Source organism: Kitasatospora sp. NPDC001603 (genome assembly GCF_040298365.1).
Lineage (GTDB): Bacteria > Actinomycetota > Actinomycetes > Streptomycetales > Streptomycetaceae > Kitasatospora.
Genome location: NZ_JBEPAA010000004.1, coordinates 47,486 through 61,096 on the forward strand (window position 1 = coordinate 47,486; position 13,611 = coordinate 61,096).

At 74.9% G+C, this 13,611-nt stretch carries 13 protein-coding genes; 9 read left to right on the forward strand and 4 right to left on the reverse strand.

What is annotated here, in order from left to right; all coding sequences use genetic code 11:
• The first annotated feature begins 140 nt into the window (after nt 1-140).
• The 7 genes from ABT263_RS04275 to ABT263_RS04305 all read left to right on the forward strand — a co-directional run bounded on the left by ABT263_RS04275 (nt 141) and on the right by ABT263_RS04305 (nt 8,517).
• On the forward strand, nt 141-1,487 hold the full coding sequence (locus tag ABT263_RS04275) for a phosphoribosyltransferase family protein (RefSeq protein ID WP_352287335.1): 1,347 nt from the start codon (nt 141-143) through the stop codon (nt 1,485-1,487).
• A gap of 291 nt (nt 1,488-1,778) precedes the next feature.
• Nucleotides 1,779-2,993 carry a 4-hydroxyphenylpyruvate dioxygenase gene (hppD, locus tag ABT263_RS04280; RefSeq protein WP_329490446.1) on the forward strand — a complete coding sequence of 405 codons (1,215 nt, stop codon included), beginning with the start codon at nt 1,779-1,781 and terminating at the stop codon, nt 2,991-2,993.
• A gap of 69 nt (nt 2,994-3,062) precedes the next feature.
• Nucleotides 3,063-4,262 carry a homogentisate 1,2-dioxygenase gene (locus tag ABT263_RS04285; RefSeq protein WP_352287338.1) on the forward strand — a complete coding sequence of 400 codons (1,200 nt, stop codon included), beginning with the start codon at nt 3,063-3,065 and terminating at the stop codon, nt 4,260-4,262.
• Nucleotides 4,259-5,110, forward strand: coding sequence for a hypothetical protein (locus ABT263_RS04290; protein ID WP_352287341.1), 852 nt, complete (start codon nt 4,259-4,261; stop codon nt 5,108-5,110). The genes ABT263_RS04285 and ABT263_RS04290 overlap by 4 nt, the downstream gene beginning before the upstream one ends.
• Nucleotides 5,107-6,327, forward strand: a complete 1,221-nt coding sequence (fahA, locus tag ABT263_RS04295; RefSeq protein ID WP_352287344.1) for a fumarylacetoacetase — start codon at nt 5,107-5,109, stop codon at nt 6,325-6,327. Before ABT263_RS04290 ends, fahA begins: the two co-directional genes overlap by 4 nt.
• A gap of 176 nt (nt 6,328-6,503) precedes the next feature.
• Entirely contained in the window at nt 6,504-7,556 is a 1,053-nt protein-coding gene (locus ABT263_RS04300; RefSeq protein WP_352287347.1) for an enoyl-CoA hydratase/isomerase family protein, read from the forward strand.
• Between the two features lie 181 nt (nt 7,557-7,737).
• Nucleotides 7,738-8,517: an enoyl-CoA hydratase gene (locus tag ABT263_RS04305; protein ID WP_352287350.1), complete on the forward strand. Its 780-nt coding sequence runs from the start codon at nt 7,738-7,740 to the stop codon at nt 8,515-8,517.
• 54 nt (nt 8,518-8,571) lie between these two features.
• Here the strand turns inward: ABT263_RS04305 and ABT263_RS04310 are convergent, their stop codons facing one another.
• Entirely contained in the window at nt 8,572-8,763 is a 192-nt protein-coding gene (locus ABT263_RS04310) for a hypothetical protein (RefSeq protein ID WP_352287353.1), read from the reverse strand.
• Between the two features lie 122 nt (nt 8,764-8,885).
• Between ABT263_RS04310 and ABT263_RS04315 the strand changes: the two genes are divergently transcribed.
• Nucleotides 8,886-9,485, forward strand: coding sequence for an HdeD family acid-resistance protein (locus tag ABT263_RS04315; protein ID WP_329490438.1), 600 nt, complete (start codon nt 8,886-8,888; stop codon nt 9,483-9,485).
• Nucleotides 9,486-9,635: 150 nt separating this feature from the next.
• Here ABT263_RS04315 and ABT263_RS04320 read toward each other — a convergent pair whose 3' ends face one another.
• Together ABT263_RS04320 and ABT263_RS04325 are read right to left on the reverse strand one after the other, a co-directional pair.
• On the reverse strand, nt 9,636-11,024 hold the full coding sequence (locus tag ABT263_RS04320; protein WP_352287356.1) for a CoA transferase: 1,389 nt from the start codon (nt 11,022-11,024) through the stop codon (nt 9,636-9,638).
• Between the two features lie 21 nt (nt 11,025-11,045).
• Nucleotides 11,046-11,672 (reverse strand): LysE family translocator, encoded by a 627-nt coding sequence (locus tag ABT263_RS04325; protein ID WP_329490435.1) that lies wholly within the window; start codon nt 11,670-11,672, stop codon nt 11,046-11,048.
• Nucleotides 11,673-11,789: 117 nt separating this feature from the next.
• On the opposite strand from ABT263_RS04325, the gene ABT263_RS04330 reads away from it, so the two are divergent.
• Nucleotides 11,790-12,248, forward strand: coding sequence for an Lrp/AsnC family transcriptional regulator (locus tag ABT263_RS04330; RefSeq protein WP_352287359.1), 459 nt, complete (start codon nt 11,790-11,792; stop codon nt 12,246-12,248).
• Nucleotides 12,249-12,271: 23 nt separating this feature from the next.
• On the opposite strand, the gene ABT263_RS04335 is transcribed toward ABT263_RS04330, so the two are convergent.
• Complete coding sequence (locus tag ABT263_RS04335) at nt 12,272-13,582, reverse strand: cytochrome P450 (protein WP_352287362.1); 1,311 nt, start codon at nt 13,580-13,582, stop codon at nt 12,272-12,274.
• Between the last annotated feature and the right edge of the window lie 29 nt (nt 13,583-13,611).

Sequence of the window (13,611 nt, forward strand, 5' to 3'; positions counted from 1 at the left end):
GTCCTTCGTGCCGGTCGCCCCGGGGATCCCGGCCGCCGGGGCGACGGCGTGCGGCGCGGGGCACCCACCGGCCACCGGAGGCGGGAACGGCCCGCCCCCGGCGCCACCCGCCGACGTACGGTGGAACCGGAGGCCGCGTCATGCACCGCACCCGGACCCACTTCACCGACCGCACCGACGCGGGCCGCCGGCTGGCCGCACTGCTCGGCCACCTGCGCGGCCCCGGCACCGTCGTCGTCGCCCTCCCGCGCGGCGGGGTCCCGGTGGCCGCCGAGGTCGCGGCCGCGCTCGGCGCCCCGCTGGACATCTGCGTGATCCGCAAGCTCGGGGTGCCCCGCCAGCCCGAGCTGGGCATGGGCGCGATCGGCGAGGACGGCGTCCGGGTGCTCAACGACGAGGTGATCCGGCTGGTCGGCGTCACGCCCGGGCAGCTCGCCGACGTCGAGCTGCGCGAGCGCGCGGAGCTGGAGCGGCGGGCCCGCCGCTACCGGGGCGGGCGCCCGCCCGAGGAACTGCGCGGCCGCACCGTGGTCGTGGTGGACGACGGCATCGCCACCGGCTCCACGGCCCGGGCCGCCTGCGTGATCGTCCGGGCCCGGGGGGCGGCCCGGGTGGTGCTGGCCGTTCCGGTGGCGCCCGACGACTGGACGGACCGGCTGGCCGGGATCGCGGACGAGCTGGTCTGCGTCGGCACGCCGTCGCCGTTCTTCGCGATCGGCGAGTTCTACGGCGACTTCTCGCAGACCGGTGACGAGGAGGTGCTGCGCCACCTCGCCGAGGCGCGGGCCGCGCCCGCCCAGGACGGCGCCGGGGCGCCCGGCAGCGGGGTGGACCGTGAGCTGGTCCTGCCGGTCGCGGGTGTCCGGCTGGCCGGCCGGCTGACCGTCCCGGCGGACGCGGCCGGCGTGGTGGTGTTCGCCCACGGCAGCGGGAGCGGCCGGCACAGCCCGCGCAACCGCCGGGTGGCCGCCGCCCTGAACCGGGCCGGCCTGGCCACCCTGCTGTTCGACCTGCTCACCGAGGACGAGGAGCCGGACCGGCGGAAGGTGTTCGACGTCGAGCTGCTCGGGGCCCGGCTGACCGCCGTGGCCGGGCTCCTGCCCGAGCTGCTGGAGGGCCGGGAGCGGGCTCTCCCGCTCGGGCTGTTCGGGGCCAGCACCGGCGCGGCCGCCGCGCTCACGACGGCCGCCGCGCTGGGCGAGGGGGTCCGCGCCGTGGTGTCCCGGGGCGGGCGGCCCGACCTCACCGGTCCCGGCCGGCTGGCCGAGGTCACCGCGCCGACCCTGCTGGTGGTGGGCGGCCTGGACGGCCGGGTGATCGACCTGAACCGGCAGGCGCGGGCGCGGCTGCGCTGCGAGAGTGAACTGGCGGTGGTGCCGCAAGCGGGCCACCTCTTCGAGGAGCCGGGCACGCTCGACCGGGTCGCCGAGCTGGCCCGCGACTGGTTCCTGCGGTACCTGCCGGCCGGCCCGCCGGCCACCCCGTGAGCAACCCCACCGACCCGAACCGAACCCCCGGAACAGCCCCGACCGGCCCGACCGGCCCCGATCGACCGCCGTACAGACCTCTCGCGAACCATCCCGGACGACCAGGCATTTTGTGCAGCCGGACCGGCCATTTCCTGACCAGCTTGTACACATTGAACAGTGAAATCCCGACCTGTTGCCCAACCACCCCGACAGGAGCAAGCTCTCCGCTCAGCCGCACCACCCACCCAGCGGTGCGGCCGCCTCAAGCGGATGCCTCAATGCCGAGGCCTCAATGTGGAGGAACGACCGATGACCCCGCAGTCCCACGCCCTTGAGCTGACCCCCGAGGAACGCGAGGCCGGTCTCGACGCCGAGCAGCTCCGCCGCCTCGTCGGCCTCGTCGAGCACGACCCCGCCACGGACCCGTTCCCTGTCACCGCGCAGGACGCCATCGTGTTCGTGGTGGGCAACGCCACCCAGACGGCCCACTTCTACCAGTCCGTCTTCGGCATGGAGCTGGTCGCCTACTCCGGCCCGGAGACCGGCCGCCGCGACCGCAAGGCCTTCGTGCTGCGCTCCGGCTCCTGCCGCTTCGTGATCAAGGGCGGTGTCGCCCCGGACAGCCCGCTGCTGGACCACCACCGCCGGCACGGCGACGGCGTCGTCGACCTGGCCCTGGAGGTGCCGGACGTCGACAAGTGCATCGCGCACGCCCGCGCCCAGGGCGCCACCGTGCTGGAGGAGCCGAACGACGTCTCCGACGAGAACGGCACCGTGCGCCGCGCCGCCATCGCCACCTACGGCGAGACCCGGCACACCCTGATCGACCGCTCCCGCTACCACGGCCCCTACCTGCCGGGCTTCGTGGCCGCCGAGACCAGGGTGGCCCGCACCGCCGGCCACCCGAAGCGGCTCTTCCAGGCCCTGGACCACGCGGTGGGCAACGTCGAGCTCGGCCGGATGGACGAGTGGGTCGGCTTCTACAACCGCGTCATGGGCTTCGTGAACATGGCCGAGTTCGTCGGCGACGACATCGCCACCGAGTACTCCGCGCTGATGTCCAAGGTCGTCGCCAGCGGCAACCACCGGGTGAAGTTCCCGCTCAACGAGCCGGCCATCGCCAAGAAGAAGTCGCAGATCGACGAGTACCTGGAGTTCTACGGCGGCCCCGGCTGCCAGCACCTGGCGCTCGCCACCAACGACATCCTCTCCACCGTCGACATCCTGCGCGCCAACGGCGTGGAGTTCCTCTCCACCCCCGACTCGTACTACGACGACCCGGAGCTGCGCGCCCGGATCGGCAAGGTCCGGGTCGAGGTCGAGGAGCTGAAGAAGCGCGGCATCCTGGTCGACCGCGACGAGGACGGCTACCTGCTGCAGATCTTCACCAAGCCGCAGGGCGACCGCCCGACCGTGTTCTTCGAGTTCATCGAGCGGCATGGCTCGCTCGGCTTCGGGAAGGGCAACTTCAAGGCGCTCTTCGAATCCCTGGAGCGCGAGCAGGACCGCCGCGGCAACCTCTGATCAGCACCCCCGATCGGAGCGAGAACGGCGAACGGGCCAGTCGGCGAACGGGCCAGGAGGAGCAGGACGATGGCGTACTACCGGCAGCTGGGCAGCATCCCGCCCAAGCGGCACACCCAGCACCGCACCCCCGAAGGCGGGCTGTACTACGAGGAGTTGATGGGCGAGGAGGGGTTCTCCTCGGACTCCTCGCTGCTCTACCACCGGGGCATCCCCTCGGCCGTCGTGGACGCCGTGCCGTGGGAGCTGCCGGACCAGTCGACGGTGCCCAACCACCCCCTGCTCCCCCGGCACCTCAAGCTGCACGAGCTGTTCGCGGGCCAGGAGTGGAAGTCCGCCGACGTGGTGGGCGGCCGCCGGCTCGTCCTCGGCAACGGCGACGTGCGGATCTCGTACGTCGCCGCCGGGGCCCCGAGCGAGCTGTACCGCAACGCGCTCGGCGACGAGTGCGTGTACGTGGAGTCCGGCGGCGGCACGGTCGAGACGGTCTTCGGCACGCTGGAGGTCGGCCAGGGCGACTACGTGGTCATCCCCCGGGCGACCACGCACCGCTGGGTGCCGGCCGGCGACGAGCCGCTGCGCGCCTACTGCATCGAGGCGAACAGCCACATCTCCCCGGTGAAGCGCTACCTCTCCAAGTACGGCCAGCTGCTGGAGCACGCGCCGTACTGCGAGCGGGACCTGCGCGGTCCGGCCGGCCCGCTGCTCGTCGAGGGCACGGACGTCGACGTGCTGGTCAAGCACCGCGGCCCGAACGGCGTCGCGGGCACCCGGTACACCGTGCCGCACCACCCGTTCGACGTGGTCGGCTGGGACGGCTGCCTGTACCCGTACGTCCTCAACGTGCGGGACTACGAGCCGATCACGGGCCGGATCCACCAGCCGCCGCCCGCGCACCAGGTGTTCGAGGGCAACGGCTTCGTGATCTGCAACTTCGTGCCCCGCAAGGTGGACTACCACCCGCTCTCGATCCCCGTCCCCTACTACCACTCCAACGTGGACAGCGACGAGGTGATGTTCTACTGCGGCGGCGACTACGCGGCCCGCAAGGGCTCGGGCATCGCCCAGGGCTCGATCTCGCTGCACCCCGGCGGCCACACCCACGGCCCGCAGCCGGGGGCGTACGAGCGCAGCATCGGCGCGGAGTTCTTCGACGAGCTCGCGGTGATGGTGGACACCTTCCGGCCACTGGAGCTGGGTGAGGGCGGCCGGGCCTCCGAGGACGGCAACTACGCGTGGACCTGGGCCGGTCGGGGGCCCGCGCGATGAGCGCGATCCCCGAGCTGTTCCGGGACCTCTTCGACGACGCGGCCGTGTTCCCGCCCGGGAACCTGCCGCTCGCCGACGCGGTGCCGGCCCACCGGGCGCACCGCAGCGCCTGGTACGCCGCCGCGGTCGGCCCGCTGCTCTGCGGGGCGGGCCGGCTCGGCGAGCTGGCGGCCGCCGCGGACCCGGCCCGGCACACCGGGCCGCTGCGGGTCGGGCTCGTACTGCCGGGGGGCAGTGCGGAGCTCGGCCCGGCCCTGGAGGCCGCCGCGCCGTTCGAGGTGGCCGGCGTCGAGCTGGCCACCCGGGACGCCGGCGAGGCGGTCGCCGCGCTGGACCTGCTGCTGCCGCCGGACGTCCCGGCCGCCGTGGAGCTGCCGCGCGAACTGCTGCGCGGCGACGCGCTGGGCGACGCCCTGGACGTCCTGGTCGACAGCCCGTACCGGGCGAAGTTCCGCACCGGCGGGGTGGTGGCCGGCGCCTTCCCCGACGAGGAGGAGCTGGCCCGCTTCCTCACCGGCTGCGCGCAGCGCGGCCTGCCGTACAAGTGCACCGCCGGGCTGCACCACGCCGTCCGGCACACCGATCCGGTCACCGGCTTCGAGCACCACGGCTTCCTGAACGTCCTGCTGGCCGCACAGGAGACCGACCGGTCGGCCGCCGCCGAGGTGCTGGCCGAGCGCTCCGGCGCCGTGCTGGCCAAGGCGGTCGGCGAACTGACCGACCGTCAGGTTACGGTGATCAGGAACTCGTTCACCGCGTTCGGCACCTGCAGCGTCGCCGAACCCCTGGACGACCTGGCCGGGCTCGGCCTGCTGTCGCCCAGTCCCATGCCCCAGGAGGACCGTTGAGCACCCCCCGCAGCTGGCTCGCCAGCGCCCAGGACTCGCCGTTCGGCGTGCACAACCTGCCGTACGGCGTCTTCACCGCCGCCGACCGGCCGGGCCGGCGGCGGATCGGCGTACGCGTCGGGGAGTTCGTCCTCGACGCCGGGGCCGCCGCCCGCGCGGCCCGGGAGCCGTCCGTCCTGCTGGACGCCGAGAGCCTCAATCCGCTGCTGGGCGCGGGGCGTCCGGTCTGGACCGAGGTGCGCGCGGCGCTGACCCGCTGGCTCACCGACGAGTCCCACCGGGCGGCGCTCTCGCCGCTGCTGCTGCCCCTGGCCGAGGTGGAGCTGCACCTGCCGTTCGAGGTCGCCGACTACGTCGACTTCTACGCCTCCGAGCACCACGCCACCAACCTGGGCCGGATCTTCCGCCCCGGCTCGGAGCCGCTCACCCCCAACTGGAAGCACCTGCCGATCGGTTACCACGGCCGGGCCGGCACGGTGGTGGTCTCGGGGACGGAGGTGGTCCGCCCGCACGGGCAGCGCAAGGCCCCGGCCGACCCGGCGCCGTCCTTCGGACCGACCCGCCGGCTGGACATCGAGGCGGAGGTCGGCTTCGTGGTCGGCACGCCGTCCGCGCTCGGCACGCCCGTCCCGCTGGACGCCTTCCGCGAGCACGTGTTCGGCGTCTGCCTGGTCAACGACTGGTCCGCGCGCGACATCCAGGCCTGGGAGTACGTGCCGCTCGGCCCGTTCCTCGGCAAGTCCTTCGGCACCTCGGTCTCGCCGTGGATCGTGCCGCTGGACGCCCTGGAGCACGCCCGGGTCGCCCCGCCCGCCCGGGACGTCGAGCCGCTGCCCTACCTGGACGACCGCGGCGGCGAGCCGTGGGGCCTGGACCTCGCGATGGAGGTCCGGCTGAACGGGCACCCGGTCTCCCACCCGCCGTTCGCCTCGATGTACTGGACCGCCGCGCAGCAGCTCGCCCATCTGACGGCCAACGGCGCCTCGCTGCGCACCGGGGACTTCTTCGCCTCGGGCACCGTCAGCGGCCCCGAGCCGCGGACCCGGGGCGCCCTGATCGAGCTGACCTGGAACGGCGAGGAGCCGCTGAAGCTCCCGGACGGCACCGTCCGGACCTTCCTGGAGGACGGCGACGAGGTCGTCATCACCGCCACCGCCCCGGGCCGCGACGGCGCCGTGGTCGGCTTCGGCGAGGTGACCGGCCGGGTCGTGGCGTAACCCCACCGCGGCCGGCACCACGGCCGCCGGAACGCCCCGGAGGCGGCGCCGGACACCCGGCGCCGCCTCCGGCACGCAGCGCCGCGTCCCCGGCCGCCGGGGCGGCCACCCGCCGGGGGTACGGTGACGGCGGAGTTCTCCACGACGGACAGCGACGACGAACGGGAGCGGGCCCGATGAGCGCAGAGGTACAGGCCTACCGGGACGGCGGCGTCGGGCGGATCGTGCTCGACCGGCCGAGGGCGATCAACTCCCTGACCCACGACATGATCCGGGCCGTGCGGGCCGCCCTGGACGGCTGGGCGGCGGACGACGCGGTGCGCGCCGTGGTGCTGACCGGCGCCGGTGAGCGCGGCCTCTGCGCGGGGGCGGACATCCGGGCCCTGCACGACGATGCCAAAGCGGGCGGCGCCGGCGCCCGGGCGTTCTTCCGCGACGAGTACCGGCTGAACGCGCTGATCGCCCGCTACCCGAAGCCGTACCTGGCGGTGATGGACGGCATCACCATGGGCGGCGGGGTCGGCCTCTCCGCCCACGGCGCCGTGCGGATCGTCACCGAGCGGTCCGTCGTGGCGATGCCGGAGACCAGGATCGGCCTCGTCCCGGACGTCGGCGGCAGCCTGCTGCTGGCCCGCGCCCCGGGCGAGTCGGGCCTCCACCTCGGGCTCACCTCGGGCTCGATGGGCCCCGGCGACGCCCTGTACTGCGGCTTCGCCGACCACTTCGTGCCCACCGCACGGATCCCCGCGCTGCTCGCCGCCCTGGCGGGCAGCGCCGGGTTGACCGGCGCCGGCCTCACCGCCGCCGTGACCGCCCACGCCGCCCCGGCACCGCCCGCCGCCCTGGCCGACCGGCGGCAGTGGATCGACGCCTGCTACGCGGCCGACACCGTCGAGGAGATTGTCGAGCGGCTGCTCGGCTGCGGCGTCCCGGAGGCCAAGGAGGCCGCCGAACAGCTGCTCGGCAACGCCCCCACCGCCGTCAAGGTCACCCTGGCCGCGCTGCGCCGGGCCCGCACGCTGCCCTCCCTGGAGGCGGTGCTCGACCAGGAGTACCGGATCTCCTGCCACGCGCTGACCACGCCGGACCTCGTCGAGGGCATCCGCGCCCAGGTGGTCGACAAGGACCGTGCCCCGCGCTGGTCCCCGGCCGAGCCGGCCGGGGTCACCGCGGCCGAGGTCGACCGCTTCTTCGCCCCGCGCGAGGGCGACGAACTCGGCCTGGCCTGACCGCCGTCGGACCGGCCGGGGCGGCGGACCGGCCCCGGCCGGAGCCGACCCGCCGGACGCCGGAGCCCGTGACCACCGTCTCGCATGGCAAGACTGGCGCGAGGCGGGGCCCGTCGTAGATCGTTGGGTGGTCAGGACGCACCCGGTGTGGTGCCGAGCAGCGGAATGGGAGTCAACGGCGATGACCGAGACCTACGAGACGATCCTGGTCGAGCGCAAGGGGCGGGTCGGGCTGATCACGCTCAACCGGCCGAAGGCGCTGAACGCGCTCAACACCCAGCTGATGAACGAGGTGGTCGCGGCCGCCACCGCGTTCGACCGGGACCCGGAGATCGGCGCCATGGTGATCACCGGCTCGGAGAAGGCCTTCGCGGCCGGCGCCGACATCAAGGAGATGCAGGGCAACGCGTTCCCCGACGTCTACCTGGACGACTGGCTGGGCCCGTGGGACCGGCTCGGCGAGCTGCGCAAGCCGGTCGTCGCGGCGGTGGCCGGCTTCGCCCTCGGCGGCGGCTGCGAGCTGGCGATGCTCTGTGACATCCTGCTGGCCGCCGACACCGCGAAGTTCGGCCAGCCGGAGATCAAGCTCGGGGTCATCCCGGGGATCGGCGGCTCGCAGCGGCTGACCCGCGCGGTCGGCAAGGCCAAGGCGATGGAACTCTGCCTGACCGGCCGGATGATGGGTGCCGAGGAGGCCGAGCGGGCCGGCCTGGTCTCCCGGATCGTCCCGGCCGGCGAGCTGCTCGCCGAGGCGCTGGCCACCGCGGAGACGGTCGCGCAGATGTCCGCCCCCGCCGCGATCATGATGAAGGAGAGCGTCAACCGGGCGTTCGAGACCACCCTGGCCGAGGGCGTCCGCTTCGAGCGCCGGCTGTTCCACGCGACCTTCGCCACCGCGGACCAGAAGGAGGGCATGGCGGCCTTCGCCGAGAAGCGCCCGCCGGAGTTCACCCACCGCTGATCCGGCACGGGCGGGGGCGGCGGCCGGTCGGCACCCGCCGCCCCCGCCCGTCCGTCAGTCCTCGGCCACCACACGGGTGTTGCGCCCGGCGAGCCCGCTGCGGCCGGCGGCGGCCACGATCCGGTCACCCGCTTCGGGGCGGCAGGTGCGGTCGGCGTGGTTCCAGGTGCAGAGGTGCGGCCTGGCGGCGAGCCGGACGGCGACCACCCGGACGCCGCCCGGGTCCTCCGGGTCGTGCCGGTTCATCCCGATCAGGGGGACATCAGTTCCGTCCCCCGGACGGGCGAACCCGACGGGCGGTGCGCCGCCCCCGCGACGATCGTCAGGAGTGTCCTCCGCCCCTCCCAAGCCGCCAGGAGTACACCACCGTGGTCTCCCCGATCATCACCCCCGACGGTTCGCCGGTCCGGGGCCCGCTCGGAATGCTCGCCAAGGCCGCCTGGCAGGTGCTGCTGCTCGCCGGGCTCGTCTCGCTCGCCCTCGGGATCATCGTCTTCGCCTGGCCGAAGCAGACGCTGATGGTCGTGGGCGTGCTGTTCGGCCTCTACCTGCTGGTCATCGGCATCGTGCAGCTGGTCGCCGCCTTCGGCACCCATGTCACCACCGCGATGCGGGTGCTGGCCTTCATCAGCGGCGCGCTCTGCGTCCTGCTCGGCCTGCTGTGCTTCCGCAGCGCGGTGCAGTCGCTCCTGCTGCTGGCGCTCTGGATCGGCATCGGCTGGCTGTTCCGGGGCATCACCCAGCTCGTCGCCGCGATCTCGGACGCCGACATGCCGGCGCGCGGCTGGCAGGCCTTCGCCGGGGCGGCCAACACCGTGGCCGGTGTGCTGCTGATGGTCTGGCCGGTCGGCTCGATCACCGCCCTGACGGTGCTCGCCGGGTGCTGGCTGCTGTTCCTCGGCCTGATCGAGATCATCACCGCCTTCCAGGTCCGCAGCCGGGCCAAGGAGATCCCCTCCGGCGTCTGACGGCCGCGGCCCCGCGCCCCGGCGGACGCCCGGCAGCGGGCGCTAGGGTGGCGAACTCCCCGGAGCCGAGCCAGGCGTAGTCGCTCGCGTGCGCGGTCATACCGGGATCCTGCCACCCGCCGCCGACAGCTCCCCGGCGGCGGCCGCCCGTCAGCTCCAGGCCGGCGCGTCCGTGCCCCAGCGGCCCGGCGGGCGGGACCAGTCGGCGGGGCCGCCCTGGTAGCCGATCGGCGGGAGCGCGTACCGCAGCCGCCCGTACGGGGAGTCCGCCTCGGTCAGCCACCGCTGCGGGTCGTAGGGCTGCGCGGCCGCCGGGCCGGGGGCGGCGGGCCCGATGCCGTGCTGCAGCCAGGAGGCGGTACCGGCCAGCGAGAAGCGCAGGTGGCGGCCGCCGGGGCGGCCGGTGCGCTGCTCGGTGAGGGCGCGCAGGACGCCGGCGGCGATCAGGTAGCCCGTCCCGTGGTCGAGCGCCTGGGCGGGCAGCGCGCCGGGGCGGCCGTCGGCGCCGGCCTCCGTGACGGCGATGCCGACACCGGCCTGGACCAGGCTGTCGAAGCCGCGGCGCCCGGCCCAGGGGCCGGTCCGGCCCCAGGCGTGGAGCTGGGCGACGACCAGGCCGGGGCGCCGTGCGAGCAGGGCGTCGGGCGCCAGGCCGAAGGCGTCCAGGGCGCCGGGGCGGTAGCCGGTGACGACGATGTCGGCGGTGGCCAGCAGCTCCTCGAAGACCGCGCGGTCGCCGGGGGCGGCGAGGTCCAGCCGGGTGGAGCGCTTGCCGGAGCCGGTGTCGGCGTGGGCGTCCTCGGCCTCGGGCAGCCGGGGCGAGTCGACCCGCAGGACGTCGGCGCCCAGCAGGGCGAGCGTGCGGGTGGCGACGGGGCCGGCGATCACCCGGGTGAGGTCGAGCACGCGGACGCCCTCGGCGGGCAGACCGGCGGGGCCGAGCGGGCGGGCGGCGGCCCCGTCCGTGACCCGGGTCTCGACCAGCGGGACCGCGGGGCCGCCGGCCGGCGCGACGGCCACCGCGAGCGCTCCCGCCCGGTAGGCGCTCTCCTGGATCCACTCGGCCGGGTGCTCGCGCAGCGTCGCGGCCAGCGGTTCGGGGCCGGTGTCGGCGGGCAGTCCGAGCGCGGTGAGCAGCCGGGCCCGGTGGTGCGGGTAGTTGGCGTGGGTGCGGACCCAGCCGTCGGCGGTCTGCCAGAAGCCGGAGAGCGGGGCGAAGCTGACGGGGGCGCGGCCGTCGATCCGCAGGTGGCGTTCGCTGACGAAGGCGGTGGCCACCGCGCCCTGGTCGATCCGGACCGCCGGCACCGGGCCGCCCGACCGCAGCGCGGACAGCTCCCCGGCGGCCAGCGAGCAGGCGGCGACGGTGGCCCGGGCCAGCTGCCGGACCGGCAGCCGGGCGGGCAGCACGCCCTCGGGCCCGTGGAAGGAGACCCGCTCCAGCAGGTCGGCGGGCCCGCCCAGGGCGGCCCAGGCGTGCGCGGTGGGGCCGTCGGGGGCGGCGGCGGGCGGGGTGGCGGGTAGCGGACGCTCTGTCATGCCCGCATTCTGCTCCGGTTCTCAGGCGCTCGCCGTGACGCCCGCCACCAGCATCAGCAGCACCGCGGAGACCATCGTCATCCGCCGGGCGGCCTGCGGGGTGGCGCCGAACCGGCCGCCCAGCCGGCCACTGGCGTGCGCGACCAGGGCGTAGACGACCGCGCAGGCCAGCACGTTGAGCGAGCCGAGCGCGAGCACCTGGCCGCCGACCGGCAGCGCGGCGGCCGGGTCGACGAACTGCGGCACCAGGGAGAGGTAGAGCAGCAGGCCCTTGGGGTTGAGCAGGGCGGTGAGCATGCTCTGGCGCAGCACGGTGGCGGTGGGCTGCGGCGGTGCCTGCGCGAAGGCGGTGGCCCCGCCCCGGCGCAGCGCGAGGAGCATGCCGGCCGCCAGCACCAGCAGGTACCCGGCGCCGACCAGCCGGAGCACGGGCAGGGCGGCGGGCACCGCCCGCAGCGCGGCGGCGAGGCCGGCGCTGGAGAGCAGGGTGTGCACGGCGTATCCGGCGCAGACGCCGGCGACGGCGACCAGCGCGGCGCGGCGGCCCTGGCCGAGGCCGCGGGCGGCGATGTAGAGCCAGTCGGGGCCGGGGGTGCAGACCAGGAGCAGGTCGACCCCCAGGAAGAGGAGGAGGGCGTGCGTGTCCATGGTCGTGACCTGTCGTGTTCGTTCCGGCGCTACGGTCACTGAAGGTAGCCGGAACGGCTCGGCACACGATGGCCACTTCATGCCCGTTCGGCCCGTGGTTTGGCAGAATATTGCGCTATGGACCGTATCGACCGCAGAATCCTCCGCGAGCTCCAGCAGGAGGGCCGCCTCACCAACGCCGAACTGGCCGCCCGGGTGGACCTCACCCCCTCGCCGTGCCTGCGCCGGGTCCGGCAGCTGGAGCAGGACGGCGTGATCCGCGGCTACCGGGCGCTGCTGGACGGCGCGGCGGTGGGCCGCGGCTTCCAGCCCTTCGTGACGATCACCATGCGGCACGAGGACCGGGGGACGGTGGCCGAGTTCGAACACCGGGTGGCGGAGCTGCCCGAGGTGGTGGAGGCGCACCGGCTCTTCGGCGAACCGGACTACCTGCTGCGGATCGCGGTGGCGGACATCGCGGCCTACGAGCGGTTCATCACCGACGTGCTCTCCGGGCTGCCCGGGATCGCCCAGGTGAACTCGCACCTGACCATGAAGCAGGTGAAGGCCGACCGCGGCATCCCGACCGGCGGGTAGCCGCCCACGGGGGCGGAGCCGCGTCAGAACGTGAAGCGCAGCGCCCGCACCCGGTGGTCGAAGTTGGACGGGATCAGGTCCGGCTCGCCCACCGAGCGGGCCTGCGGCAGCCGGGTGAAGAGCTCCCGGTAGAGCACCTTCATCTCCTGCCGGGCGAGGTGCGCGCCCAGGCAGTAGTGCGGCCCGCCGCCGCCGAAGCCGAGGTGGGGGTTGGGGGTGCGGGTGATGTCGAAGGCGTCCGGGTCGGTGAAGACGCTCTCGTCGCGGTTGGCGGAGCCGAAGAAGAGCACCGCCTTCTCCCCCGCCCGCAGCAGGGGGCCCTCGGGGCCGCCCAGCCGGTGGTCGACGGCCAGGGTGCGGCGGAACTGGATGATCGGCGTCGCGTGGCGGACGATCTCGTCCACCGCGCCGCCGAGGTGGCGGTCCGGGTCGCCGAGCAGCAGGGCCCGCTGCTCGGGGTGGACGGTGAGCAGGTGCAGGCCGTGGGCCAGTGCGTTGCGGGTGGTCTCGACACCGGCGACCAGCAGCAGGGAGAAGAACGCGCCGAGCTCCCGGCCGGTCAGCCGGCGGCCGTCGACGTCGGCGGTGACCAGGGCGGAGATCAGGTCGTCGGTGGGCCGGCGGCGCCGCTCCCGGCCGAGTTCGGCGACCATGCCCTGCATCCGGGCGAGCGCCCGCAGGCCGCGCCCGGGCACCCGGATCCGGCTGCGCAGCGGCCGGGCCACCCCGGTGTTCTCGGAGGCGTGGTTGACCTGGTCGAGGATCGCGCGGCGGGGCTCCTCCGGGATGCCCATCATGTTGCAGATGACCTGGAAGGGGAGCTCGGCGGCGACCGAGGTGACGAAGTCCTCGGGCCGGTCCCGTGCCACCCGGTCGATCAGGCGGGCGGCGACCAGGCGGATGTCGTCCTCGACCCGGGCGATCAGGCGCGGCGTGAACGCCCGGGAGACGATCCGGCGCAGCTGGGCGTGGCGGGGGTCGTCCAGGTTGACCATCGAGTCGCCGAACAGCGCCCGGACCCAGCGGGCGGGTTCGGGGGTGGTGACCCCGGGACCGCTGAGGAACACCGCGGGGGTGCGGCTGGCCTCGACCACGTCGGCGTGCCGGACCAGGGCGTGGTAGCCCTTGGCGCCCTTGGCACTCCTGCCGCTCCTGCCGCTCCTGGCGCCCTTGGCGCCGCCGGCCCGCTCCCCGGCCCGTTCGCCGACGAAGACCGGGCCGGGGAGTCGGCGCAGCTCGGCGAAGGCGGCGGCCCGGGCCGGCGCGGGCAGCTGCCAGAACCCGGGGTCGGCGAGGTCGACGGCGGGGGTGTCCGTCGCGGCCACTGTGCCCATGCCGGGCCTCCTGTCCTGTCGGTGCCCAC